The 23,790-nt window shown below is 60.0% G+C and carries 20 protein-coding genes; 11 read left to right on the top strand and 9 right to left on the bottom strand.

The genetic code is table 11. The features are described from left to right. Positions 1-30: 30 nt before the first annotated feature. Entirely contained in the window at positions 31-357 is a 327-nt protein-coding gene (locus AC1XDK_RS10640) for a hypothetical protein (RefSeq protein ID WP_483349886.1), read from the top strand. On the opposite strand, the gene AC1XDK_RS10635 is transcribed toward AC1XDK_RS10640, so the two are convergent. Next, on the bottom strand, positions 351-1,586 hold the full coding sequence (locus AC1XDK_RS10635) for an amidohydrolase family protein (protein WP_483349885.1): 1,236 nt from the start codon (positions 1,584-1,586) through the stop codon (positions 351-353). The genes AC1XDK_RS10640 and AC1XDK_RS10635 overlap by 7 nt on opposite strands. A 192-nt stretch (positions 1,587-1,778) precedes the next feature. Between AC1XDK_RS10635 and AC1XDK_RS10630 the strand changes: the two genes are divergently transcribed. Next, positions 1,779-3,935, top strand: coding sequence for a glycoside hydrolase family 32 protein (locus AC1XDK_RS10630; RefSeq protein ID WP_483349884.1), 2,157 nt, complete (start codon positions 1,779-1,781; stop codon positions 3,933-3,935). A 1-nt stretch (position 3,936) separates the two neighbouring features. Here the strand turns inward: AC1XDK_RS10630 and AC1XDK_RS10625 are convergent, their stop codons facing one another. Next, positions 3,937-5,238: a glycoside hydrolase family 68 protein gene (locus AC1XDK_RS10625; RefSeq protein WP_483349883.1), complete on the bottom strand. Its 1,302-nt coding sequence runs from the start codon at positions 5,236-5,238 to the stop codon at positions 3,937-3,939. 547 nt (positions 5,239-5,785) lie between these two features. Between AC1XDK_RS10625 and tbsP the strand changes: the two genes are divergently transcribed. The 7 genes from tbsP to AC1XDK_RS10590 all read left to right on the top strand — a co-directional run bounded on the left by tbsP (position 5,786) and on the right by AC1XDK_RS10590 (position 14,785). Further along, entirely contained in the window at positions 5,786-6,592 is an 807-nt protein-coding gene (gene tbsP, locus AC1XDK_RS10620; protein ID WP_483349882.1) for a transcriptional regulator TbsP, read from the top strand. A 398-nt stretch (positions 6,593-6,990) separates the two neighbouring features. Further along, the gene (locus AC1XDK_RS10615) at positions 6,991-9,054 is read left to right on the top strand and encodes a hydantoinase/oxoprolinase family protein (RefSeq protein ID WP_483349881.1); all 2,064 of its coding nucleotides are present in this window, start codon (positions 6,991-6,993) and stop codon (positions 9,052-9,054) included. Further along, entirely contained in the window at positions 9,051-10,913 is a 1,863-nt protein-coding gene (locus tag AC1XDK_RS10610) for a hydantoinase B/oxoprolinase family protein (protein WP_483349880.1), read from the top strand. The genes AC1XDK_RS10615 and AC1XDK_RS10610 overlap by 4 nt, the downstream gene beginning before the upstream one ends. Before the next feature lie 57 nt (positions 10,914-10,970). Continuing rightward, on the top strand, positions 10,971-11,642 hold the full coding sequence (locus tag AC1XDK_RS10605) for an isochorismatase family protein (protein WP_483349879.1): 672 nt from the start codon (positions 10,971-10,973) through the stop codon (positions 11,640-11,642). A 76-nt stretch (positions 11,643-11,718) separates the two neighbouring features. Next, positions 11,719-12,936: a CaiB/BaiF CoA transferase family protein gene (locus AC1XDK_RS10600; protein WP_483349878.1), complete on the top strand. Its 1,218-nt coding sequence runs from the start codon at positions 11,719-11,721 to the stop codon at positions 12,934-12,936. Beyond that, positions 12,937-14,031, top strand: coding sequence for a LeuA family protein (locus tag AC1XDK_RS10595; RefSeq protein ID WP_483349877.1), 1,095 nt, complete (start codon positions 12,937-12,939; stop codon positions 14,029-14,031). A 109-nt stretch (positions 14,032-14,140) separates the two neighbouring features. Continuing rightward, a complete protein-coding gene (locus AC1XDK_RS10590; protein WP_483349876.1) occupies positions 14,141-14,785 on the top strand; it encodes a helix-turn-helix domain-containing protein in 645 nt (214 codons plus the stop codon). Between the two features lie 45 nt (positions 14,786-14,830). Here AC1XDK_RS10590 and AC1XDK_RS10585 read toward each other — a convergent pair whose 3' ends face one another. Both AC1XDK_RS10585 and AC1XDK_RS10580 read right to left on the bottom strand, forming a co-directional pair. After that, positions 14,831-16,309, bottom strand: coding sequence for an MATE family efflux transporter (locus tag AC1XDK_RS10585; protein ID WP_483349875.1), 1,479 nt, complete (start codon positions 16,307-16,309; stop codon positions 14,831-14,833). Continuing rightward, on the bottom strand, positions 16,306-16,890 hold the full coding sequence (locus AC1XDK_RS10580; protein ID WP_483349874.1) for a TetR/AcrR family transcriptional regulator: 585 nt from the start codon (positions 16,888-16,890) through the stop codon (positions 16,306-16,308). The genes AC1XDK_RS10585 and AC1XDK_RS10580 overlap by 4 nt, the downstream gene beginning before the upstream one ends. A 198-nt stretch (positions 16,891-17,088) precedes the next feature. Here AC1XDK_RS10580 and AC1XDK_RS10575 point away from each other — a divergent pair, with 198 nt between their 5' ends. Next, the gene (locus tag AC1XDK_RS10575) at positions 17,089-18,306 is read left to right on the top strand and encodes an RNA-guided endonuclease InsQ/TnpB family protein (protein ID WP_483349873.1); all 1,218 of its coding nucleotides are present in this window, start codon (positions 17,089-17,091) and stop codon (positions 18,304-18,306) included. Positions 18,307-18,387: 81 nt separating this feature from the next. Here the strand turns inward: AC1XDK_RS10575 and AC1XDK_RS10570 are convergent, their stop codons facing one another. The 4 genes from AC1XDK_RS10570 to AC1XDK_RS10555 all read right to left on the bottom strand — a co-directional run bounded on the left by AC1XDK_RS10570 (position 18,388) and on the right by AC1XDK_RS10555 (position 22,389). Beyond that, positions 18,388-19,029, bottom strand: coding sequence for a DUF998 domain-containing protein (locus AC1XDK_RS10570; protein WP_483349872.1), 642 nt, complete (start codon positions 19,027-19,029; stop codon positions 18,388-18,390). 151 nt (positions 19,030-19,180) lie between these two features. Continuing rightward, positions 19,181-20,170, bottom strand: a complete 990-nt coding sequence (locus tag AC1XDK_RS10565) for an NAD-dependent epimerase/dehydratase family protein (protein WP_483349871.1) — start codon at positions 20,168-20,170, stop codon at positions 19,181-19,183. 2 nt (positions 20,171-20,172) lie between these two features. Next, positions 20,173-21,165, bottom strand: a complete 993-nt coding sequence (locus AC1XDK_RS10560) for an NAD-dependent epimerase/dehydratase family protein (protein WP_483349870.1) — start codon at positions 21,163-21,165, stop codon at positions 20,173-20,175. Positions 21,166-21,174: 9 nt separating this feature from the next. Beyond that, positions 21,175-22,389, bottom strand: a complete 1,215-nt coding sequence (locus tag AC1XDK_RS10555; protein ID WP_483349869.1) for an NAD-dependent epimerase/dehydratase family protein — start codon at positions 22,387-22,389, stop codon at positions 21,175-21,177. 235 nt (positions 22,390-22,624) lie between these two features. Here AC1XDK_RS10555 and AC1XDK_RS10550 point away from each other — a divergent pair, with 235 nt between their 5' ends. Beyond that, entirely contained in the window at positions 22,625-23,479 is an 855-nt protein-coding gene (locus AC1XDK_RS10550) for a TrmB family transcriptional regulator (RefSeq protein ID WP_483349868.1), read from the top strand. 42 nt (positions 23,480-23,521) lie between these two features. Here AC1XDK_RS10550 and AC1XDK_RS10545 read toward each other — a convergent pair. Next, positions 23,522-23,790, bottom strand: a 269-nt coding sequence (locus AC1XDK_RS10545) for a transposase (RefSeq protein ID WP_483349867.1), incomplete at its 5' end; no start/stop codon positions are given.

The raw sequence follows: 23,790 nt of genomic DNA, 5'->3' as shown, positions 1-23,790 counted from the left end.
ATTAAGCTATCTGAAATCCATTTTATATGAATGACTAAAAACAACACTACGACATCCGGTAGTTCGTTCAGCGTCGTCGCCGTCTTGGCCGTCTTCGTCGGACTACTTGTCTTCGGGTACGGCCTCCTGCTCGTTCCGGTGTCAGTACTGGGTGGCGTCTGGGTCGCGGCGATTGGTCTCTCACTCCTGCTCGCAGGCGTATTCGCCACCCGCTGGGCTTGTGACCACCTAGGGCTTTCCGCGTCGGACCAGCACACGCTATCGGTGGCGTTCTCTGTCCTCGCACTGCTTTTGCTGGCCGCGTACGTGGTCGTCAACTTCGCGTCCTTCGCACCCGGTGGAAACGGCAGTTACTGACCGACGACGGTGCCGCCCTCGGCGACAATTCGGCCTTCCTTTATGACGTAGCGAGGCGTTCGATTTTCCACGATTGCCCACTGAGGTGAGGAGGAATCGTGAACGACGAGGTCCGCGGGGGTCCCTTCTTCGATACCGTATCCTTTCAGACCGAGGAGGTTCGCCCCGTGGTCGGTGACGAGATTCCACAGATATTCCAATCCTTTCGTGGTCGAATACGACTGCAATTTGAGCGACTCGACGAGCATCGCTTCGAGCGCGTCGATGTTTCCGTGCGCCCCCCAGAGGTCGTGTACTTGGTCGGTACCGTGTGCCATCCCGATTCCGGCGTCGTGAAACCGACGAATCGGCATTCCCTGTCGGGTACTTTGATAGCAGGTGACGAACAGCATCCCCGCCGCTTCGAACCGCTCCATCGCGCTCGAAAGCCTCGTTCCGTTATCGGTGGCATCGACGGTGGCCGCGTCGGCGAGTGCGAAGGCGTGGCTCGCGGCCACCCGACCTTCGTATCCTCGCTCGACCACCGTCGTTGCGAGGCGTTCGAGCGTTTTTACCCCCGTTTCGTCGCCTTCGTGGATGTGGACGTCGATATCTACGTCATGGTCGGCGGCGATATCGAACCACGTCGCTATCGTCGCCTCCCGGTTGCCGTTGAGCGTCTGTGGGTCCAACCCACCGGCGATATCCGCACCGGTGTCGAGCGCCTCACGAGTGGCGGTTTCGGACCCGTCATCGCGCCGAATTCCCTGTTGTGGAAAGGCCACGACTTCGATGTCGAGACGGTCCGCCAACGAATCGCGCGCCGCGAGTACTGCTTCGACGACGTCGGAACCGACGGTCCCGTCGACGTACGCGTGGGTTCGAATGTGGAGGACGCCGTTTGCGACGGCACGATTTCCGACTCTTCGCACGTTCGACTCGATTTGCTGGAGAGGCGTCTCGTCAAAGTAGGTCGCTGTTTTTCGGAGAACGTCGTCCATATCTGAAGTCCCATCGTTGTTTCGAGGGTGCCGCCCGCCGTACGCCGACAACGACATGTCCAGATGGACGTGTGCATCGACCAGTCCCGGCGAGACAAGATTCCCTGCCGCGTCGAGTTCTGTCGGAGCGTCCTCCACGAGGTCCGACCCGATAGCGAGGATTCTCCCGTCTCCGACGGCGATATCGGCGATGGAGTCACGTTCGGTGAGGTAGGCGTCCCGGACGATGACGTCCGCTGTCGTATTCATGCTCATTGAGGGTCCAGCATCCATGTAACCGTACTGGTGTGACTCACATCGATGGTGAAAGACGGTTCGTTCGACCCATCGGTTCGGTTGTTTCTCACGTCACCGTCCATCCCCCGCGAAACCGGGAACCCCACGATAATTCCTGTATCACAGCCACACCCATTATATGACGTGCACTGATAGTTACTGACAATGGTTCCGTCGTCTCCTACCATCGGATTCCTACACTGCGGCGAACTCTCCCCCGAGCAGCAGACGGCGTTCGAGTGGGTCACTACCGAATTGGGTGCGGCAGACCTCGTTTCGTTTGCCGAGATTCACGACGGCGACACCCTCGCTTCCTATGACGTACTCTGGTGGCACCGTGACGCTCCCGTAGAACCCGCTTCGGTGGACGGGTTCGCCGACGTGTTCGCGGATTATTTCGAGGACGGCGGTACCCTTCTATTGACCCTTCAGGCGCTGACGGCAGTCGAACCGCTCGACATCGACCCAGTTGCCCCGAACGCCGTGGGCGTCGAACCCGTCGAGGCTCCTGTCGGCCCTCTCTGGAAGTCCCAGTACGAGGACCACCCGGCGGTCGCGGCCTTCGACGACATCCGCTTTCACACCCGTGGCGTGGGCGACACGCAGTCGTACGCTCGATACGTCAACCTTCTCCCGAAACGCGCGGACGTGTTAGCGGGTACTTTCGAAGGCGATATCGACCGTCCGGGCGAAGTGTCCGTGGTCGAATGGAAACCCGCAATGGGAACCGTCCTCGGCGTCGGCGCGAACGTCGAGTTCGAGGCGTCGGGCGCGGACGGCGGCCGCGAGACGTTCCTCGCGGGGTGTCTGCGGTTCCTCGGTTCGGGTGCCGACGACGGACTCGTCGGCCGTCCGAAGTGCGCCGCCGACCTCGCCGCGATGCGAAACGACTTCCGCGGCGACCACAACCGCCCGCGGTATCACCTCGTGCCGCCCGCGAACTGGTTGAACGACCCGAACGGTCTCGTCGAATGGAACGGCACGTACCACGCCTTCTACCAGTACAATCCGGGAGGTCCCTATCACCACACCATCCACTGGGGGCACGCGACGAGCGACGACCTCCTCCACTGGGAGGACCATCCGGTCGCGCTCACGCCCGACCCCGACGGCCCGGACCGCGACGGCTGTTGGTCGGGTTGCACGGTCGATGACGATGGAACGGCTCGTATCCTGTACACGGGCGGCCGCGGCGGCAGACAACTCCCCTGTCTCGCGACGGCCACCGACGATACGCTCGACGTGTGGACGAAGGACCAGGAAAACCCGGTCGTAACCGACGCGCCGGTCGAACTCGATATCCTCTCGACCGAACACTGGGACGCCGAGTTCCGCGACCACTGCGTCTGGCGCGAGAACGGGTCGTGGTACCAGCTCATCGGCTCCGGCATCGACGGCGTCGGCGGAACGGCGCTCCGGTATCGCTCGGACGACCTCACGGAGTGGACCTACCTCGGGCCCCTATTGACGGGCGATTGGGACGGTTCGGGGCACATGTGGGAATGCCCCGAACTTCTCGACCTCGGCGAGAAACGCCTTCTTCACGTGTCGAACTACGAGCGCGTCCTCTATTTCCTCGGCACTGTCCGCGACGGACGGTTCGAGCGCGAGGCGTCCGGCGTTCTCGATTACGGTGATTTCTACGCGCCACAGACGCTCCAAACGTCTTCCGGGCGGCAGATTACGTTCGGGTGGTTGAAGGAGGCACGCAGCGAGCGCGCACAGTGGGACGCCGGGTGGTCAGGCGCGCTCTCGCTCCCACGGGTCCTCAGCGTCGACGACGGCGAACTCCGACAACGACCCGCCGACGAGGTAACGACGCTCCGCGAGGGTCACCACGGATTCGAGTCGCGGGGAATCTCGGACGGCCAGCGGGAGGTCCTCCAGACGCGCGGTCGAGCGCTCGAACTGTCGCTCACCATCGACCTCGGAACCGCCGACGAGGTGGGCGTCGTCCTCCGTGAAACCGTGGACGGCGAGGAGCGAACGCCGCTGCACGTTCGTCGCGACGAACTCATCCTCGAACGCTCGACGTCCAGCCTCCACCCCGAGACGGCTGACGACCCGATACGGATGCCGCTCGACGGCGAGGAACGAATCGACCTCCGAGCGTTCGTCGACGGGTCCATCGTCGAAGTGTTCGCGAACGAACGCCACTGCCTCACGGGTCGCATCTATCCGACCCGCGCGGACGCCGACGGCGTGTCGCTCTACGCCGCGGGCGGGAACGCCCGCATCGTCCGCCTCGACGCATGGGAACTCGACGGGTCTTCCGCTCCGTCCGTGGATGTTGGTTCGACGGCAGAAGTGGGTGACGACTGATTCAGTAGTTATTCCCGCTCCTGTCGCCATCGGTATCCTCGTCGTCCGTCGAATGGTAGCGAACGCTGTCCGGCGGGGCCAGCGACTCCGATTCGAGCGGAATCCGCCCGTACTCTAACTCGCCCCAGATGCGAGTTCGGTTCCCACCGACTTGCAGTCGGAGCGTCGGTGCGTACGTCCCGCCGAAGCGGCGGAACTGTTCAGACTCCGGGAGAAACGCGACGTCGTCGAGCGAGAGGCCGTTGAGGTCAAAGTAGTTGAAAAAGGACGTGACGAGTATCTCGTCGCCGTGCCCGAAGGCGAGCCACGAGTAGGCCTGAAACGGGGCGTTGTCGGGATTCGCGACGACGAGTCCGGTCTCGTTCAGCGGTTCGTAGGGACCGAACAGGGAATCCGCGACGAAGCCGTAGAGCGCGTCGAAGCCGCTCAAACCGGGCGCGAACGTGTGCTGGTGGCTCGGCGTGAAGAGGTAGTAGCGGCCGTTCCGGACGACGATGTGTGGCCGTTCGAGTTCCTGATTGACTCGTTCACCGTCGAGGAGCAGGTCGAGGACTTCCCAGTCGGTCAGGGTACCCGTTTCCGAGTGGGCAATGCCGATGCAACCGTTGTACGCCAGCTCCGGGTCGGGGTCGTCTATCGGAGTGTTTCCCTCGAAGAGGAGATACGATTTCCCCGTTTCAGGGTCCTCAAAGAACCACGGGTCGCGGAAGGTGTAGATGGGGCCGTTCTGATTTGACGACTGTTCCTGTGTCTGATACCGTTCGCCGTCCGGTTCCAAGAGGACCGAATGGTCCCACGGACCATCGATGCGAAGGCCCTCCTCGTCCGTCGAAATCGTGCCGCCCGTCCCCGCACAGATTCGCTGTTCGTAGGTGAGTTCCGGTTCGCCGCGTCGCCCGGCGGCGGTGTAGTAGGCGTAGACGGTCCCGTCGTCTAACAAGGCCGACCCGGCCCACTGGCGGGAACCGAGCGCCTCTCTTTCGGTGAATATCGGTCCACCGTAGGTCCACTCATGTCCGTCCGACGAGTAGAAGTATCGGATACGCGCCTCGTCGTGACGTTTTCCGGGCAGGAGCGTCGACGAGGCGGAGAGCGAGAATGCGACCCGGTAGCCGTCCACTTCGGCGAACGACCCGTCACGTTCGCGGAGGAACCACGTATCCCAGAGATGATACTCGTCGCTGATTTTCCGCTCGGGAGGATAGATTACCGGCGCGGTGGTGTCGGAGGTGCGGCGGAGTCGAGCGGCGTGGTCACGCGTCCATTTGGAGCGCGGTATTCGGCCTTCGTGCGGACGGGACATTCTTACGCGCCTGTTTTCGTGTGGACGACTAAAACTTCACCCTCCCTCCTGAATCCCCGTCGAACGGCATTTCACTCGGTCCGACGGTGACGGAATGACTTCGTATCGACCGAAACGCGAATCCAACGTACGAAACCGTGGCAACGGAGCCTCCCGACCGGATGGGGTTCCGTACTGTCCGATTAAGTTCACGAATACGAACGGGTTTTAGGCACCTTACCTCCGAGAAACGCCAGAATACCGATAACAAATATCGTTATATTATCGCCGAACGACCCTCCCTGAATACGTAGGGTACGTCGGTAGAATCGCTTTTGGAGAAAAAGTAGGGGGAATCGGAGCCCGGAATATCGAGTGTGAAACGAGGACGAAATATCGATGGGTACCCCACTCCGACGAAACCAAATGTTACGATACATTAAACATATGAAAAATACCTTCGACCGGTTCTTTTTAGCGTATCTCCCTGCAGCAGCACTGTTTTCAGGTTCTCCTTTCAGTTAATAATGGGAGTGGAACAATAGAACCCCATCTCGTGTACAAGTGTATGTCCGCAGAAGCAACTGTGCTCGACGAAGAGTTCACCGACATGATCAACTCGTTTTTCGAAGAAACCGATGCGGTACTCATCGTGAATCCCGCACACGACGTCTTTCGAACGGTGATGTTGACGGCATCTTCGTTCGATGGCGATCTCCCCGACATCCAGGTACTCGCCACGCCGGACGTGCTGAAAGACTCGCTGGACGACTTCATCCTCGCGAGTCACGTGGCAGATTTGATCGACCGTAGTTCCTTGGAACTCCGGACGACCACCGACATCGCGCGAAGTTCGCTGATCGTCAGCGACGACGAAGTCGTTACCGTCGTCACGCTGGATTCGAAAACCACCGGGATGCGCTCGGCGGACGACGAGTTGGTCGAAAACGTGCGGACGACGTTCATGGAGGACTGGGACGATGGGGACGCGTTCAATCTCCGAACGCCCCCGCTTTCGCGCGTTCAGGAAACGCTCCGCGAGGAAATCGGCGCCGACGCCGAGGACGACTTCATGATGATAGCCGAGTCGGTCGAAACGATTCCCGGCGAGGACGACGAACTGGACGAAGTCGCCATCGCGTTGTTGGTCGCGGCGAACAACGAAGTGTTGCTCTACGATATCAGCAAGTGGGGAGAAGATACGGGAGTGGCGAGTAAGGCAACCTTCTCGCGAACCAAGACCCGCCTCGAGGACCGGGGTCTGATAGAAACGGAGAAAGTTCCTATCGACGTGGGACGCCCACGACTCCGGTTGGTCTTGGTTCCGGACGACCTGGAGGATGTGGACGAGCTTGCTGACCAAGCTTCAGCATAATCTCTCGCGAGACCCATCCGGGACGTTCTCAGGGGGTAGCACCGTCGTGAGTCGTACCGTTCGACATTCTCGGAATTCTTTTACTCCGTCGAACTTCGGGTACGGCGTCCTTTAGATGGCGGATTCTCGTCGCTCGCCGGACATAACCGTCGACTGTGGTCGTACTTCGGTGTCCATTCCGACATCGTTCGAACCCGGTGTGGGAATCGTCATTCGTGTCGGCGGTGTGATTTCTGTGAGTACTATTCGGTCGTGGTAGCTTCAGACGCTGTACCGTCCGTTCGTGCATTGCCCGAGTGATAATTTTTGGAGACGCGGGACCAAATGCTACTTAAACTACCCACATCTGTGGGGAGAACGCTTAGCCATTCTCCGAGAATTTTGATTATTGTTATCGTATGACGCACAATTTGGGCGTTGATGTCGGCGGGACGTTCACCGACATCATCGTGTTCGACGACGAAACACACGAACTGACTATCGACAAGGTGCTTTCGACACCCGCGAATCCGTCCGAAGGCGTCCTCACCGGCGTCACGGAGGCGACGGAGAAGGCGGGCACGACGGTCGCCGACCTCGACCTGCTGTTCCACGGCACGACGGTCGTGACCAACATGCTCCTCGAAGAAACGGGGTCACGCGTGGGATTGCTCACTTCGGCCGGGCACGAACACGTCCTCCATCTCGCCAGAGCGTGGACACCGGGGCCGCTCTACGGATGGATGGGAATGGAGAAACCCGACCCACTCGCGGACTTGGTCGATACCCGCGGCGTCTCGGGGCGCATCTCCTCGCCCGACGGGAGGGAAATCGAACCCATCGACGAAGACGAGGTCCGTCGACAGGTCGACGAGTTGTACGATTCGGGCATCGAATCGCTCACCATCGCCCTTCTCAACTCGTATCTGAACCCGACACACGAGGAGACCATCCGGGACATCGTCGCCGATTCACATCCCGACCTTCCGGTGTCAATCTCCTCCGAAATCGTGCCCGAGTACGGGGAGTACGAACGGACGCTGACGACGGTCATCAACGATTACGCTCGTCCGAAAGTCATCTCGTATCTCGACGACCTCGACGCCTCGTTGGGGGACGCCGGGTCGGCGGCGACGATGAACATCGTTCGGTCGGACGGCGGACTGATGAGTTCGTCCGCGGCGAAGGGTCGTCCGGTCGATTTGGCGCTGTCCGGGCCGTCCGGCGGAGTCGTCGGTGCGGCGACCATCGCGAACAAGAAGGGAGTTCCGGACGTGATGACGCTCGACATGGGCGGCACGTCGACGGACGTTTCGCTCATCGAGAACGGCACGCCGGAGAGTACGCGCGAAACGAAGGTCGGCTATCGGGAGTTCAAATCGCGCGGCGTCGACGTCAACACGGTCGGCGCCGGTGGCGGGTCGATAGCGCGCGTACAACTCTCGGGTGCCATGCAGGTCGGTCCCGAAAGCGCAGGTGCGGACCCCGGTCCAGCCTGTTACGGCCAAGGTGGTACCGACCCGACCGTCACGGACGCGAACGTCGTCCTCGGTCGGATTCCACCGTCGGTGAAACTCGGTGGGCGCATGGAACTCGACCGGGAGGCCGCCCAGGACGCGATTCAGTCCATCGCCGAAGAGCGCGGGACATCGGTCGAGGAAGCAGCACAAGCCATCCTCGACATCGTCACCGAGAACATGCACGGGGCGCTCCGCGTCGTCTCCGTCGAACGAGGCTACGACCCCCGCGAGTTCGGCCTCGTCGCCTTCGGCGGTGCCGGGCCGATGCATGCCAACGCGCTCGCGGACGTGATGGACACCTATCCGCTCATCGTTCCGCCGGGGCCGGGCGTCATGAGCGCGTTCGGGTTCCTGACGAGCGACATTCAAAACGAGTTCTCCGAGACGTACTTGCGAACCGACGAGGACGTGGACGGCGAAGCGGTGTACGACAGTCTCCAAGTCATCAGGGACGAGGCCGCGACGTGGCTCGAATCCGAGGGTGTCGACGCCGATAACCGCTCGTTCGACTACTTCACCGACTGCCGCTACTACCGGCAGGACATCCAGATGTCGATTCCGGTCGACATCGAGAACTTGCGAGGTGAGAGGGGACTGGCCGAAATCAAGGCCGACTTCGAGTCGCGCCACGAACACCGCTTCGGTTTCTCGCTCGATGCACCCCTCGAAATCGCGAACCTCCGCGTCGTCGGTCGTGGAGAACTCGACGGCGTCCAACTCGTCTCCCGCGAACTGTCGGATGCGGACCCGAGTCACGCACGAACCGGGTCCCAATCAGTCTTTTTCGACGACGAGTACCACGATACCCCGATTTACGACCGAAGCGACCTCCTTCCGGGCAACCGGTTGGACGGCCCCGCAATCGTCGTCGACGACGATTCGACGGTCGTCATCCAACCCGACCATGTCGCACGCATCGATCAGTACGAGAACATCGAAATCAACCGAGGAGACTCCCAATGAGCAGCGAAACGACCGAGACACCCGACTTCGTCGGCGACCACGACATCGACGCGACGACCTTAGACATCATCGAGAACACCCTTTCGAACGCGCGACACGAGATGGACCGCGTCCTCGAAACGACGGCCATCAGCCCCGTCATCCGGGAGCAGTCCGACCAGTTCCCCCTCATCGCCGACGCGAAGGGACGAATGGTCATGGGCCAGTTCGGGAGCGCCATAGACACCATCATCGAGAACTCTCCCTTCGACTGGGACGACCTCGAAGACGGCGACGTCATCGCCACGAACGACCCGTACATGTGTGCTGGTGCTCTGTCGCACACGCCGGATATGCTTCTCTTGCGTCCCATCTTCTACGATGATCACCTTGTCGGGTTCTCCAGCCAGTGGGGGAACCTGATGGACGTCGGGGGCAAGACACCCGGTAGCATGCCCGTCACCGCCCGTACGATTTTCGAGGAGGGCGTTCGACTGCCGCCGGTCAAACTGTACAAGGGCGGCGAGTTGGACGAAGAACTGCTCGAAACGTTCGCACACAACACCCGACTGCCCGAACACGCGGAGGCGGATATAAAGGCTCTCGCCGCCGGAACGAAGGCTGCCGAAACGCGCGTTCAGGAGCTGTGTGACCGGTTCGGCCGCGAAACGTACGAGACGGCGACCGACGCGATTCTGGACCGAACCCGCGAGGGGATGATAAACCTGATTCGGGAGTTCGTCCCCGAGGGCGAACGCTACACCTTCGAGGATTACGTCGACGACGACGGCCTCGGGAACGGTCCCATCAAACTCCACCTCGAAATCTACCGGGAGGGGGATACGGTGTTCCTCGACTGGGAGGGGACGAACGACCAGGTCCCGGGAACGGTCAACTTCCTCCTCAACGAGAAGATGTTCAAGATGTTCGTCGGTGTCTTCCTCATCATGGCGTTCGACCCGCTGTTGACGTTCAACGACGGGTACTACGACCTCTTCGAGGTGAACCTGCCGAAGGGAAGCGTCATCCAACCGGAGTTCCCGGCGGCGCTCGGGAACCGGTTGCCGCTGATGGCGCGTCAGTTCGACGTGTTGCAGGCGACGTTCTCGAAGCTCATCGACGGCTTCAGCGTCGCCGGAAGTTACGGTACGTCGCCCAACATGGTCTACGCCGGAACCGACAACGACGGCAACGCATTCCAGATGTTGGAAATCCTGTATGGCGGCATTCCCGCCCGCCCCGGCGGCGACGGCCTCGACGGCCACTCGTGGTGGCCCCTCTTTCGGACGGTGCCCGCGGAGTATCAGGAAGCCTACTACCCGCTGACCATCACCGAATACAGCACCCGACGGGATACCGGCGGGTCCGGCGAGTTCCGCGGCGGCCACGGTATCACCAAGGTCTACACGTTCGAGGCCGACGGGTCGATAACCTTCCAAGACGACCGCGCTCACACCTATCCGTGGGGCGTCGACGGCGGCAAACACGGCGGGACCAGCGAGAAGATTCTCGTCCGAACGGACGGGACCAGAGAACACATCCCGTCTAAGGCCGAGAACGTCCCGGTGAGCGTCGGCGACAAGTTCATCTTCCGCACCGCCGGTGGCGGCGGTCTCGGCGACGCGCTCGACCGCGACCCCGAAACCGTCGCGACGGAAGTCCGTCGGGACCTCATCTCCGAGACAGTCGCACGGGATGAGTACGGCGTCGTGCTCTCCGATGAAGGTACCGTGGACGAGGAGGAAACCCAATCCCGCCGCGATGAACTCCGCGCTTCCCGCGAGGAACTGCCGGAGTTCGACTACGGACCGCTCCCGGAGGACGACGAATTAGCCGCCACCATCGCTGCCGAACGACGCGAGTTTGATGACCGTGACTGAACCGACTCGACTACGTTGGGACTTCCAACCTGTCGCGCTCTCAGCGACGGACTTCCCATGACGGACTGGCTCGACGAAACCGAGGCGCTGTACGACGACCGAGAGTTCGGCGAGGACGTCGGGTTCGGCACGCGTCCGGCCTTGGTCGTCATCGACCTCATCAACGCGTTCACCGACCCGGAGTCGAACCTCGGGATGGATGCCGCGCCCGTGCTGGACGCGACCGAACGCCTCCTCGAAGCGTTTCGCGTACGCGACCTGCCGCGATATTTCACGACCGTCGCGTTCGAGGAATCCTACGGCGACGCCGGACTGTTCATAGAGAAGGTCCCGGCGCTCGAAGAGTTACGACTGGGAACCGAACGCGTCGCCGTCGATGACCGAATCGAACCGCGTGACACTGAGCGCGTCGTCCTGAAGAAGTACGCGAGCGCGTTCTTCGGCACCGATTTACAAACGGAACTAACCACGAACGGGGTCGATACGCTCGTCCTCGCCGGGGTGACGACGAGTGGGTGCGTTCGTGCAACCGCCGTCGATAGCCTGCAACACGGCTATCGAACCGTCGTCCCGGCTGATGCAGTCGGCGATAGGGCCGAAGGCCCACACGAAGCGAATCTGTTTGACATCGACGCGAAGTACGGCGATGTCGTCACCACCGACGCAGTGGTGGCCCATCTGGACGAGGCGTCCGACCCAGTTACCGACCCTGATACGGAGCAACCATGATTACACTATTTCGACACCTCTATAGACGAATCGTCACTGAAACTCGCTCTTCCACCGTAACGGGGTGCTCCGGTCGATGACGGCACGGAACCGGAACGGACCGCTCGACGGCCTTCGAGTCATCGACATGTCGGGGATGATAAGCGGTGCGTTCGCCACGACGATGCTCGGCGACTTTGGTGCCGACGTCGTCATGATAGAACATCCGAAAGTGGGTGATCCCATCCGGGAGTGGCCACAGAAGACCGAGGACGGGACCTCGCTCTCGTGGAAATCGTTGGGGCGGAACAAACGTTGTGTCACGCTCGACCTCGGAAGTGACCGAGGGCGGGAGATAGCTTTCGAGTTGATAGCGGACGCCGATATGGTCTTCGAGAACTTCCGCCCGGGGACAATGGAGCGGTGGGGGCTCGGCCCCGACGACATCCACGAGGTGAACGAACAGGCCATTATGGTCCGCCTCTCGGGCTACGGACAGACCGGGCCGAAATCGCACAAGCCCGGTTTCGGAACGATTGCCGAGGGAATTTCGGGATGGGCACACGCCAACGGCTTCCCCGACAGGGAACCCCTGTTACCCCCCATCAGCCTCGCGGACCTCACTGCCGCGCAGTTTGCGCTCCAGTCGTCGTTGATGGCGCTCTACGAGCGCGACATCGGTCGCGGCGGGAGCGGCGAAGGCCAAGTCATCGACGTGTCGCTCACCGAACCGCTGTGGCGGTTGTTCTTCGGCGAAGTCGAGGCCTACGACCGACAGGGCCACATCCGTGAACGAACGGGTAATCGCCACCCGAACACCGCGCCGCGGAACATCTACGAAACCGCCGACGGCTACATGACGATGTCCGCCTCGAACCAGAAAATATTCGAGCGCGTCGCACACGCCATCGACAGACCCGAACTCATCGACGACGACCGGTTCGAGACGAACGCCACTCGCGTCGAACACGCTGACGCGCTCGATGCGGAAATCGAAGCGTGGACGAAACGGCGCTCGACAGACGAGGCGATAGCGACGCTCGAAGAGAACGACGCCATCGTCGGCCCGGTGTACGACATGGCGGACATCTTCGCGGACGAGCAGTTCCGAGCACGGAACGCGATAGTCGAAGTCGACGACCCCGACATCGGGCCGACGAAGACGTTCGCTCCCACACCGACGTTCTCCCGGACGCCCGGGGAGGTGGCCTTCCTCGGACCGAAGCACGGCGAACACAACGAGGAGGTCTACGGGGACGAACTCGGCTATTCGAACGAGGAACTCCACGAGTTGGCGTCGGAGGGAGTCATCTGAATGCGACTGAGCGACGTGACGCTTCGGGAGGGCGACCAGATGCCCGGTCGGGATTTCACCGCCGAACGGAAGATATGCGCGGCGCGAGAACTCGACGCGCTCGGCGTCCCTTACATCCAACCCGCCTTTCCCGCCACCGGCGAGAAGGACCGACGAGTCGTCGCCGAACTCGCGGGGACGACCGACGCCGAAGTAATTGCCCTCGCACGGGCGATTTCGAGCGACATCGACGTGGCGCTCGATGCGGACGCGGACGTCGTCGAGGTGTTTCTCTCCGTCTCGGACCGTCACTTGGAACATCTTCTCGGAAAATCGCGCTCGGAAATGCACGGAATGCTCTGCGACGCAGTCGAGTACGTCCTCGACCACGGCGGCGTGCCGCACGTCACGCTTGCGGACGCCTTCCGGACGGACGTCGATGCCATCGTCGACGTCTTCGAACTCCTCCCAGACGTCCCCGTGATTACGCTCGCCGATTCGGTGGGCGTGCGAACGCCGACGAGCGTTCGTTCGTTCCTGACCGAGTTGGACGCCGACGTTGATCTCGGAGACGTCGGCGTCCACTTCCACGACGATTTGGGCTGTGCGACTGCGAACACGTTGGCGGCTTACGAGATGGGCGTCGCGAAGGCGGACGTGAGCGTCGCGGGTCTCGGCGAACGCGCCGGAAACGGAGTCCTCGAAGAGGTCGTCGCGTCGTGTGACGTTGAGTTCGGCGACGACCTCGGAACGCGAACCGAGCGACTGGTTCCCACCTGTCGGTCAGTTCTCTCTACCCTCGACGAACCGTACGACGACCGGAAGGCGCTGTTGGGGGCGGAAATCGCAGAGCATGAATCGGGTATCCACACGGCGGCGATGTTGGCTGACCCTGCCACGCTCGAACCGTTCGACCCTGCACGCTTCGGCGGTGAACGCCGATTGCGATTTGGTGCCCCGACGGGTGCGGGCGCCGCACGGATACTCTTGGGCCGGGCGAATGTTCCGGCGGACGAGGGAACCATTGAAGCGTATCTAGACGCGCTTGCCGAGCGAGGACCACTTGACCTCGACGGAGCGATTGCACTGGCCGAAGAGCGATTCTCGGGGACGTAGTTCGAAGGTGACTCGGTCGGCTTCCTCGCTATTTTCGGTGTGTTTGGTGTCTCGAGAGAACTACGCAGGTTGAATAGGGTGCGTTTGTATTGGTAACACGGTTTATGCCATGTTCGAAGCACGGATTTACCTCCAACAGCACAAACGCTGTATTCTCACCGACGTCGCGACCCGGTTCGAGACGACGTTCGAAATCGCCATCGAGCGGCTTCACGACCATCAGGTGACGTTCGTCATCGAGTTCGCGGACAGTGCGAGCGAGATATACGATTTCATGGACGCTTCCTCGCAGGTTTCGCATATCGAACACCTCTCCGATACCAAGTACCTCGTCACGAAGCAGTCCTGCGGTGCCTACGACGCTATCGATCGCAATCACGGAATCATCCGGCGGCGAAACCGGATATCCCCCGATCAGCGTGTGTACACTGTGCTGTTGTTCAGGCGGGAGGACCTGAAGGCCATGATAGAGGAGTTCAAGCATATCGGCGTTCCCACGCTCGGGTCGATAACACGGTTCGACGAACCGTCATCGAAACTTACCGCACGGCAGCACGAAGTCGTGGAGCAGGCATTCGAACAGGGGTATTTCGATTGGCCGCGACGACACACCGCCGAAGAAATAGCTCGGACATTGGACATCGACCATTCGACCTTTCTCGAACACGTTCGGAAGGCACAACGAAAGATACTCTCGACGGCGCTCTCGCGCGACCAAACCGAGTCGGAGTTCCCCGGTTACGCGGATCTTTGAGTGGGAACCGTTACCCGACCGACTCGGTCGGTCAGCAGCTTCGACTCAATCGTCGCTCGTCGTCGGGTCTACGTCGTCCGTTCCGACGTCGTCCGCTTCGATTTCCTTCGAAGTCGGTGCCCCTCGAACGTCGCTATCGCGCCACGTTCCGCGTCGGAACCAGAGCCACGCGATACCCGCACCGGCCACGTTCGAGACGAAGAACGCTATCCAGATTCCCCTGACGCCGAAGATGTACTGGGCGTAGGGAACGTCGAATTGGAACTGTGAGGCGAGGTACGCCACCGGCAGTCGGATACCGGCAAGGGTGATGATGGAGATGGCGGCGGCGACCATCGTCTTGCCGGCACCGCGGAAGCCGCCGGTAAACGCCCGCATGATTCCGATGAATCCGAACGACAGTGCGACGTATCGGAGGAACGTGGTTCCCTCGGAAAGCACGGCGGGGTCGTCGGTGAACACGGCCACGATGGGCGTCGGGATGAGGAAGATGAGGACGCCGACAAGCGCGAGGACGACGAACAGTCCCTTGGCAGCGACGTAGTTCGCCTGCTCGGCGCGGTCGTACTTCCCGGCACCGATGTTCTGGCCGGACATGGTCTCGACACCGCGGGCGACGGCGATTGCGGGGAGGAAGATGACCGAGAAGACGCGAGTTCCGATACCGAACGCCGCGACGACCGACGTCGAGAACAGGCCGACGACGAGCAACAGCGCGTTTATCGACAGGGCACGGCCGGTCCCTTCGATGCTCGCCGGGACGCCGATGGAGAGGATTCTCCGCAGATACTGGATGTCGGGCTTCATATCCGTGAGATGGATCTGAATTCCCCGCGTCCCGGACTCCATGATGACGAGGCCGACGAGCATCGCGAGACTTCGGGAGAAGACCGTCGCGATTGCCGCTCCTTGGATTCCCATTTCGGGGAACGCGAGCGGTCCGACCGTCCAGCCATTGATGAGGAACGGGTCCAGAATCACGTTGATGACGACCGTTCCGAACATGACGATCATCGGCGTAATCGTGTCGCCCGCACCGCGCATCAGCGAGATGAAGACGAAAAAACCGAACATGAACGGCAGCCCGAGTGCGACGACTTGCATATACGCGGTCGCACCCGGAAGAACGCTCGGTGACGCCCCGAGGAATTTGAGGAAGGGGCGGACGAACGGATAGCCGACCGCTCCCAGTATCACCGACCCGAGGAAGGCGAACGTGACCGTTTGCGAGGCCGCGTACTCCGCCTGCTCGGTTTCGTCGGCCCCCGTATGCTGGGCGACGAGGACGCTCCCCGCAACGGACAGTCCCATACCCAGCGAGATGAGCAGGAACACCATCGGAAACCCGAACGAGATGGCCGCCAACGCCTCCGTCGAGTACTGGCCGAGCCAGAACGTGTCGGCGAGGTTGTAGGCGGTCTGCATCAGGTTCGTGATAACGATGGGGAGCGAGAGGTAGAGGAGCGGCCTGACGATACCGCCGTCGGTGAGGTCGAGTTCCTCTTGTCCCTTGAAGAGACTCATGCTACCATCTCCGGCGTCCACGCGAGTCGTATTTCCAGATATCGTTCGACCGCTCGGCGGGTCTCCTCGGGACCCTCGCCGAGTGCGACTTTGCGAACGTGACCGCCGTTGACTATCGTGCTGACGGTGCGAGCGACTTCGTCAGGGTCGGCGTCATCGAAATGGCCTTCCGCAATTCCCTCGCGGACTATCGTCGCGACGACGGTACGCATCGCGTCGTCCAGTTCGATGAACCGTTCCCGATACGCTTCGTGGTACGGTGCCTGCGATTTCAGTTCCATGACCGCGACCGGGAACTCGTCGGAGCGGTCGGTCGATGGAGCGAAAACCGCATCCAAGAACGCACTGAGGCGTTCTCGCGGGTTGCCACCGTCGCATGCCAATCGCTCTTCGAAATCGTCGACAACGTCGTCGAGGAGCGCGTTCAAGAGCTCTTCTTTTGTGTCGAAATGATAGTGTATCGCCGCCGTCGTCATCGACGACTCTTCCGCGATGCGTTGCATCGTGAGGTTGGCGTAGCCGTGTTCACAGAGGGCACGACCTGTCGCCCGTATTATCTCGGTAGACGTTTCCGTATTCATTCGTTACCGTACTTACTGACCAGTCAGTCAAAAGGGTTTTGACTAACTAGTCAGTCAATAGTTCACAAGCGGTACGAGGCGGATGCCCCGACCCTTGAGGTCGGGGAGGAAGCCGACAACCGATGGCACAAACCACGCTACGATGACAGGCCGAGTCCCGAACATATAAGTAACACCAGACGTTTATGTGAAAATTCAGTGGAATACCGTCGTACCGCCGTCATCAAACTCGACATTCCCGAAGGAGCCGACGCCCCCCTTCGAGAGACGGTCGAGCAGTTCAAACACTGCGCCAACACCGCAAGCGAATGGTGCTGGTACGGCGACGACGGTTACCACGTCACCTCAAAAGCCAAAGCCGAACGCGCCCTCTACGACCGACTCCGCGACGAAACCGACCTCACCGCGAATCTCGTCCAGAAAGGGATTCGTAGGGCGGTCGAAGCCGTCAAAAGCGGAGTCTCGCGTCTCGAACGTGGCGAGAACACGTCACAGCCACACTTCTCGACAGACAGCGCGGTGTACGACAAACGGAGTGCGACGTTCCACCGCGACCACGTTTCCCTCTCGACCGTAGACGGGCGCGTTGAGTGCGATTACATCCTTCCCGACGACTCGGAGACACCGCCGACCAAGTATGTCTCCGACGAGGGCTTCGAGTTTCGGATGGCCCACCTCCAGTACCACGACGGTGACTGGTATCTCCACGCCTCAATGCGGAAAGTCGAAGCAGACGAGAAACCGTCTGAATCCGAGTCCAAGCACAGAACAGTCCTTGGTGTGGATTTGGGCGTCAACAACCTCGCCGTCGCTTCGACAGGGCGATTCTGGTCGGCAGACGAGTTCAACCACTGGCGACGAGAGTACGAGAAACGCCGTGCATCACTCCAGCAGTGTGGGTCTCGCCACGCCCACGAGAACATCGAGTCAGTCGGGCAGCAAGAGTACGGGCGGTTCGAGATATACCTGCACACGGTGGCGAACGAACTTATCGAGGAGACCGTCGAGAACGACTGTTCGCACATCGTGTTCGAGGATTTGACTCACATTCGGGAGAACATTCCCGAGGCGACGTGGCAACACGTGTGGGCGTTTCGACGCCTCTACGAGTACGTCGAATACAAGGCCGAAGAACACGGCGTCGAGGCCGTGCAGGTTGACCCGCGAAATACGTCAAAGCGTTGTTCGACGTGTGGGTTTACCCACGACGACAATCGGTCAGGCGAGTCGTTCGAGTGTCAGCAGTGCAGGTATGAAAACCACGCCGACTACAACGCATCGAAGAATATCGGTTTGCAGTATCTCCGCCGCAGGCAAAATGCAGGCGACGGAGGCGCACCCGTAGATGTGCGCTTGAATCGCGGGACGCTGAACGTGAGTGGGGAGTACGTTTCCCCTGCCTCGGCTGAGGCATAGAACGGGAGTCCACGCGAAAGCCTCGGGGCTTGACCCCGAGGCGATTTACACGGTTCACTCTGTCGATGATGGGGCCGTCAGTCACGGCGCTATATTCGTGTCCCCCAATAGGTATCCGCCGAATCCGACTACCCAAAGCAGGAGCGGGTATGCCACCCATCGTTCGACACCCCCGGACCCGAGAGGATTGAGCGGGTTCGCCCCCTGCAAGATGAACACGCTCGCCAACGTCAACAACGATATCACGCCGAATATCAGACAGAGGTAGTTGAACGGACGCGAGACGACACGCGATGAGGAAACGACAGTAAGGCCACCGCTGGTGAATGTGAGGAGGGCAAAGAGTCCATGCCACGGGACGACGTTGCCGGGAAACACACCGACGCCGAAAATCCCGATTCCGAAGACGACGAAGAGTACTGTGAAAAAACGACGCCCCATTGAACGATAGAGGAGGGTCGCAGCGACCAATAGAAGCGCTCCCGTCACGAGCATCGTGCTATTGAAGATGGTCGCCGACGGTTGGTGAATGACTGGATTCGGGGGTATCGTTGACCCGAGGTCGCTGATGTCCTGTCTAGTCGAATACCCCGGATAGAGGACTTCTGCTGTGATTATTCCCATAAAAGCGATGCAGCCTGCGATGAACGTGGCGACCCCAGCGATGGACCGACTCGACCAGGGAGCGTTGGACTGCTCAGGTTTCCCCTTCGTCCCATTCATAGTTCGCGAAACAACGGGCAACAAGATAAATCATCGACATGAATATGCAGAGAGTATGGCTTCGGATCTAGAAAATTGTTCGATGGCTCTCAAGCGTTACGAACGACCGCAAAAGAAACCGTTTCCGTGTTCCAAAAACGCACTCCTCCGGTCACGCCTTCTTTCGAATCAGCTCGCGGACCGACTCCTCGACGGAGTGTTTGACTTCCCAGCCGAGTTCCTCGTGCGTTTTCGTCGTATCGACGGTGAAGTCACCCACGAGCGTCTCGCTCGAACGCGGATTCTCAACGAGGGTGACTTCCTTTTCGATGCCCGCCTCCTCGGATGCGACTCGCGCGACGAGTTCGCCGACCGTCATGACACTCGGGTCCTCGCTACTTGCGATTTCGTAGCGTTGAACGCCCGTTTCGCCCGCTTCAAGTTGTTGGGCCATCACTTCTACGCTCCGAACGTACGCACGTGCGACGTCCTTCACGTGGACGTAGTTCCGTGACTGGGTGCCCGGTTCGTAAACGGTCAGCGGGTGGTCCGAGAACACGCGATTGACGAAGAAGTTGATGACCGTCCCCTTTGAGATGGTTTGTCCATCGATTTCGTGTTCCCCGTACAGGTTGGACTTGAGATAGAGATGGGCCGGGAACGCATCGTGTGCCATGTCCTCGACAATGTGTTCTCCGAGGAGTTTCGTCCGACCGTACCAGTTCTTCGGGTCACGCGGCAGGCTGGCCGTGATGGGGAACTGTTCCGGGTCGCCGAGGACGGCCATGCTGAACGGGAATACGAGTCCAGCGCCGGTTTTTCGGCAGAACCACGCGACGTTTGCGGTTCCCTGTACGTTGACGTCGTACGCGAGGTCACGGTTGGTGTCACAATCGTTGACCCCGCTGATGGCCGCGAGGTGCAACACGATATCCGCGCCGTCGAGCGCCGCTTCGAGTCGGTCACGGTTTCGAACGTCGACGTGCTGGATACCGATGTCTCCAATTTTTCGAACCTGTCCCAAATAGAAGTTATCGAGCGCGACGATGTCCCACTCGGGATTGGCGGCTTGCAATCGATTCACGACACGACTGCCGATAAAGCCAGCAGCGCCAGTTACAGCAATCGTCGGGGTGTCAGTGATTGAATTACTCTGTGTCATAGCTACGTCCTTTGACTGTGTGTGCTCGATGTCCCATTCGAGGCGAGCGACGTGTTCGGCGACGTAAATTGCTGCATGAGGTCTCGAATTCCATCACGAACCGTCCATTCGAGTTCGAATCCGGTGTCGGCCACGCGGTCGAAGTTCACGTGATAGGACGGACCCGGATGCTCGTCTTCGAGGTAGGTGATGTCGAATGTGCCATCGACCTCCTCACGGACATTTTGAGCGATGTCCGATATCTGGTAATTTTCGTCGTTCGCACCGACGTTGTACTCCGTTTTGGTCCACGCTTTCGGGTTACAAGCCGCCTGCTTGAACGCTCGGGCGGCGTCGTTGACGTGGATGAACGGCCGCCAATTCGTCCCGTCGCCGTACACGGTGAGCGGACGGTTCGTCACCGCGCGGAAGACAAAGTGGTTGACGACGAGGTTGAACCGAATGCCGGGAGAGTAGCCGTAATTGGTACTCATCCGGAGCGCCGTCCCTCGAAAGTGGCCGTCGGAAACGTGGTCGGCGAGCGCCTGTTCGCCTTTGTACTTCGTTTCGGCGTACGGGTTCAACGGATTGGCCTCCGTCTCTTCGGTGATGTTCGTGCTGGTTGCTCGTCCGTAGTTGTTACACGAGGAGGCGAACACCACGTTGTCGATACCGAATTTTTTCGCCGCAGATAACACGTTCTTCGTTCCGTCGAGATTGACCGCGTACGTCTCCTCTTCGCGGTCGTGCGTACTCGATGCGCCCGTGATGCCGGCAAGATGGATGACGGTGTCCACATCACGCATGGCGTTTTCGACGTTGCCGTACTCACGAACGTCGCCCCGGCGAAACACGATATCGGTATCGTTCCCGATGTACGCTCCGAGGAGGTTTCGCGGCGACCCGTTGGAGAGGTTGTCAAGGACGGAGACGGTATCAATCCCTTTGTCGGCCTGCAACAGCGGGACGAGGACGCTGCCGATGTACCCACAGCCACCAGTGACGAGGACGTTCATGGATGGTCCTCAGTCGAGCTCCGAGACCGCTTCGTCTTCGTCTTCTTCCATCCGCTCTTCGAGGACGCCGGGCAGGAAGCGGTCCTCGTGCGTCGAGATGGTCTCTTCGTACTGGCTCAGCGTTTCGAAGATGTCACGAACGCCGTCCTCGAATGACTGGGCCTGCTCGCCGATGAGGTCCATGTAGTTGTCGTTCTCCATCTCCATTTTGTGTGTCTCGTCCTCGTCGCGCGGGTTCTCGAAGTGTTCCACTTCGACGTCGTAGTCGAACTCCGCGGCCACGTCGGCGATAGTGTTTGCGACTTCGACGATGCTGATCGGTCGCGTCACCTGGTTGTAGACGACGAACTCGTCATCACGCTCGGTGTGGTCGGACAGCGCGAGTTGTGCTAATCCTTCAACGGCATCTTCGAGGCTGATAAACGGCTTTCGCTGTTCGCCTTTGCCGTACACCGTCACAGGGTAGCCAGCGACCGCTTGAGCTGCGAATCGGTGGCTGACGGTTCCGAAGTAATAATCGAAATCAAACCGGGTCTTGAGGTGATACTGCCCCTCGCGAGTTTCCTCGGTTTCAGTTCCGTAGACGATTGCCGTTCGAACGTCGCTAATCGGAATCCCGAACTGCTTGTGCGCAAGTCGCATATTCGCCGCGTCGTAGGATTTGGTCAGATGATACCAACTGCCGGCCATCGCCGGGAACGGTACGTCATCGCGTTTACCCTGGTTCTCCATCGTGGCCCCGCCTTCTGGGATGGGGAATTCGGGGGCACCGTAGACGCCAGTCGTCGTCGTCTCGATGAAGTGTGTCTCGGTGAGGTCGTTCTCTTCGAGCCCCCAAAGGAGATTGCGCGTCGATTGCAGGTTGTTGTGTTGTGTGTAGTTCGCACGCTCCCCGTTTATTTGCGAGTACGGTGCGGAGGGTTGTGCGGCTGTATGAACGATGGTTTCTGGTTGGTGGACTGTAAGAAGCTCGTCCACGAACGTTTTCTCCGTGAGGTCGCCTTCGACGAACGAGAGGTTGTGCAGTCCTAATCGAGACTTCGCAGCGCCAATTCGTTCCTCTATCGATAGAATGGGAATTGCACTGGTACTTCCGACTTCACCAACCCATTCCCGTCGGCCGAAGTTATCGACGAGAATAACGCGTTCGTCTGTCCGGTCGGCAATCCGCAGTGCGGTGGGCCAACCGACGTATCCGTCGGCTCCCGTCACAAGAATCGACATAGTTACTCAGATATAGAGTAACTGGGGTTTGAAAAGTATTCCTATTGGGGTTTTGAATTTAACAGTAACAGACCAAGTGACATCCTACTGCGCCTGATGTTGCGGGCTTTCCACGCCCACTACTGGGTGGTTCGTTGGGATGTTTACGGCTCGCACTCGACGAGGTGCTGGCTATGCCATATAGCCATTACTAGACAAACTGTGATTTATCACCGTGAGTTGCGTTGAATGAGCTATGACGGCATCTCGTGATACGGGCTCCCTTCTGGAATTTCTCGATTTAAAGGAGTATGAATCGATCGCACTCAAGCAACTCTTCTCGATAGGGCGAACGACCGCACCGAACCTCGCGGAGGCGACCGGCATCCCGAAGGCCCGTATCTACGGGGTTCTCGATTCGCTCACCGACATGGGATACATCAAAACGATCCCCGGCCGTCCCAAGGAGTACCAACCCAAACCTCCCGCCGAAATCCTCAACCGGGCACAGGAAAACCAACGCCAAGCGTACGAATCCTTTCGACAAGACGTGGAGTCAGTCCGAGACGATTTCCTCGATGCGTTTCAACCGCTTTACGAACAATCGAGCGAACACATCACGCCCACGGAGGACCTCTTCTACGTCGTGGATGTCGGCGACCCGAGTGAAACGGAGACCCGTGAACTCTATTACACCGCTGACGACACCCTCTGTGTCATTACGAAGAGTTTCGAATACTTCAACGGTGTCGAACCTGCGTTCGAGGCGGCGGTGAACCGCGATGTCACCGTCAAAATCCTGTTTCTCGACCCGAAGCATCTGACCGAAGAGAACGAGGCAGTTCAGCGAGAGGTCGTCTCCTACGTCGACGAAACGTATCCGTGTGTGGACTACCGGTTCAGCGACGAAAAGCTCCCGTGGCGGGGAACATTGACCGACCCGAGCATAGAGTACGAGACGGGAAAAGCCATCTTCCTCGTCGAGGAAAAGAACGTTCCGCTCCATATGCGACAGGCCGCAGTCACTGAAAACGGGTCGTTCGTCGCGGGGATGAAGCGGTACTTCGATCTGATTTGGGAGTACGAGAGTCGAGAGACCGTTCGAGAGTGACGTGGCACAGAATCAATCGTGCACGAGCAACTATAGTAGCCGTTAGAAGTAGCTACTCACTTTTGGGACCGAAAGTTGCTCGAGAGCAGTGTCAATCGCTGTTGTTAACTCCTCAAGTGAGTCGAAGAACCGGTTGCTAAGAGCCGCTTGAAGCTGTCTCCAACACTCTTCGACCGGGTTTAGCTCCGGCGAGTACGATGGAAACGTCACGAACGCGAGGTCGTCACGGGCCGCTAGGTCCGTGACGGCTGACGCTTGAAAGTACGGCGCTCCATCCAGCACCACGAGCAAGTCATCCTCGAATTCTTCAC

It is taken from the genome of Haladaptatus sp. HS23 (assembly GCF_056892285.1).
Note: the sequence above shows the minus strand (reverse complement) of the source record. Positions and strands in the feature narration are given on the sequence as shown.

Excerpts from the sequence above, each read along its gene's own strand:
- AC1XDK_RS10605 (WP_483349879.1), top strand. The coding sequence starts at position 10,971 with ATGACGGACTGGCTCGACGAAACCGAGGCGCTGTACGACGACCGAGAG.
- AC1XDK_RS10630 (WP_483349884.1), top strand. The coding sequence starts at position 1,779 with ATGGTTCCGTCGTCTCCTACCATCGGATTCCTACACTGCGGCGAACTC.
- AC1XDK_RS10595 (WP_483349877.1), top strand. The coding sequence starts at position 12,937 with ATGCGACTGAGCGACGTGACGCTTCGGGAGGGCGACCAGATGCCCGGT.
- AC1XDK_RS10570 (WP_483349872.1), bottom strand. The coding sequence starts at position 19,029 with ATGAATGGGACGAAGGGGAAACCTGAGCAGTCCAACGCTCCCTGGTCG.
- AC1XDK_RS10555 (WP_483349869.1), bottom strand. The coding sequence starts at position 22,389 with ATGTCGATTCTTGTGACGGGAGCCGACGGATACGTCGGTTGGCCCACC.
- AC1XDK_RS10580 (WP_483349874.1), bottom strand. The coding sequence starts at position 16,890 with ATGAATACGGAAACGTCTACCGAGATAATACGGGCGACAGGTCGTGCC.
- AC1XDK_RS10640 (WP_483349886.1), top strand. The coding sequence starts at position 31 with ATGACTAAAAACAACACTACGACATCCGGTAGTTCGTTCAGCGTCGTC.
- AC1XDK_RS10585 (WP_483349875.1), bottom strand. The coding sequence starts at position 16,309 with ATGAGTCTCTTCAAGGGACAAGAGGAACTCGACCTCACCGACGGCGGT.
- AC1XDK_RS10610 (WP_483349880.1), top strand. The coding sequence starts at position 9,051 with ATGAGCAGCGAAACGACCGAGACACCCGACTTCGTCGGCGACCACGAC.
- AC1XDK_RS10625 (WP_483349883.1), bottom strand. The coding sequence starts at position 5,238 with ATGTCCCGTCCGCACGAAGGCCGAATACCGCGCTCCAAATGGACGCGT.
- AC1XDK_RS10550 (WP_483349868.1), top strand. The coding sequence starts at position 22,625 with ATGACGGCATCTCGTGATACGGGCTCCCTTCTGGAATTTCTCGATTTA.
- AC1XDK_RS10565 (WP_483349871.1), bottom strand. The coding sequence starts at position 20,170 with ATGACACAGAGTAATTCAATCACTGACACCCCGACGATTGCTGTAACT.
- AC1XDK_RS10600 (WP_483349878.1), top strand. The coding sequence starts at position 11,719 with ATGACGGCACGGAACCGGAACGGACCGCTCGACGGCCTTCGAGTCATC.
- tbsP (WP_483349882.1), top strand. The coding sequence starts at position 5,786 with ATGTCCGCAGAAGCAACTGTGCTCGACGAAGAGTTCACCGACATGATC.
- AC1XDK_RS10560 (WP_483349870.1), bottom strand. The coding sequence starts at position 21,165 with ATGAACGTCCTCGTCACTGGTGGCTGTGGGTACATCGGCAGCGTCCTC.
- AC1XDK_RS10635 (WP_483349885.1), bottom strand. The coding sequence starts at position 1,586 with ATGAATACGACAGCGGACGTCATCGTCCGGGACGCCTACCTCACCGAA.
- AC1XDK_RS10615 (WP_483349881.1), top strand. The coding sequence starts at position 6,991 with ATGACGCACAATTTGGGCGTTGATGTCGGCGGGACGTTCACCGACATC.
- AC1XDK_RS10590 (WP_483349876.1), top strand. The coding sequence starts at position 14,141 with ATGTTCGAAGCACGGATTTACCTCCAACAGCACAAACGCTGTATTCTC.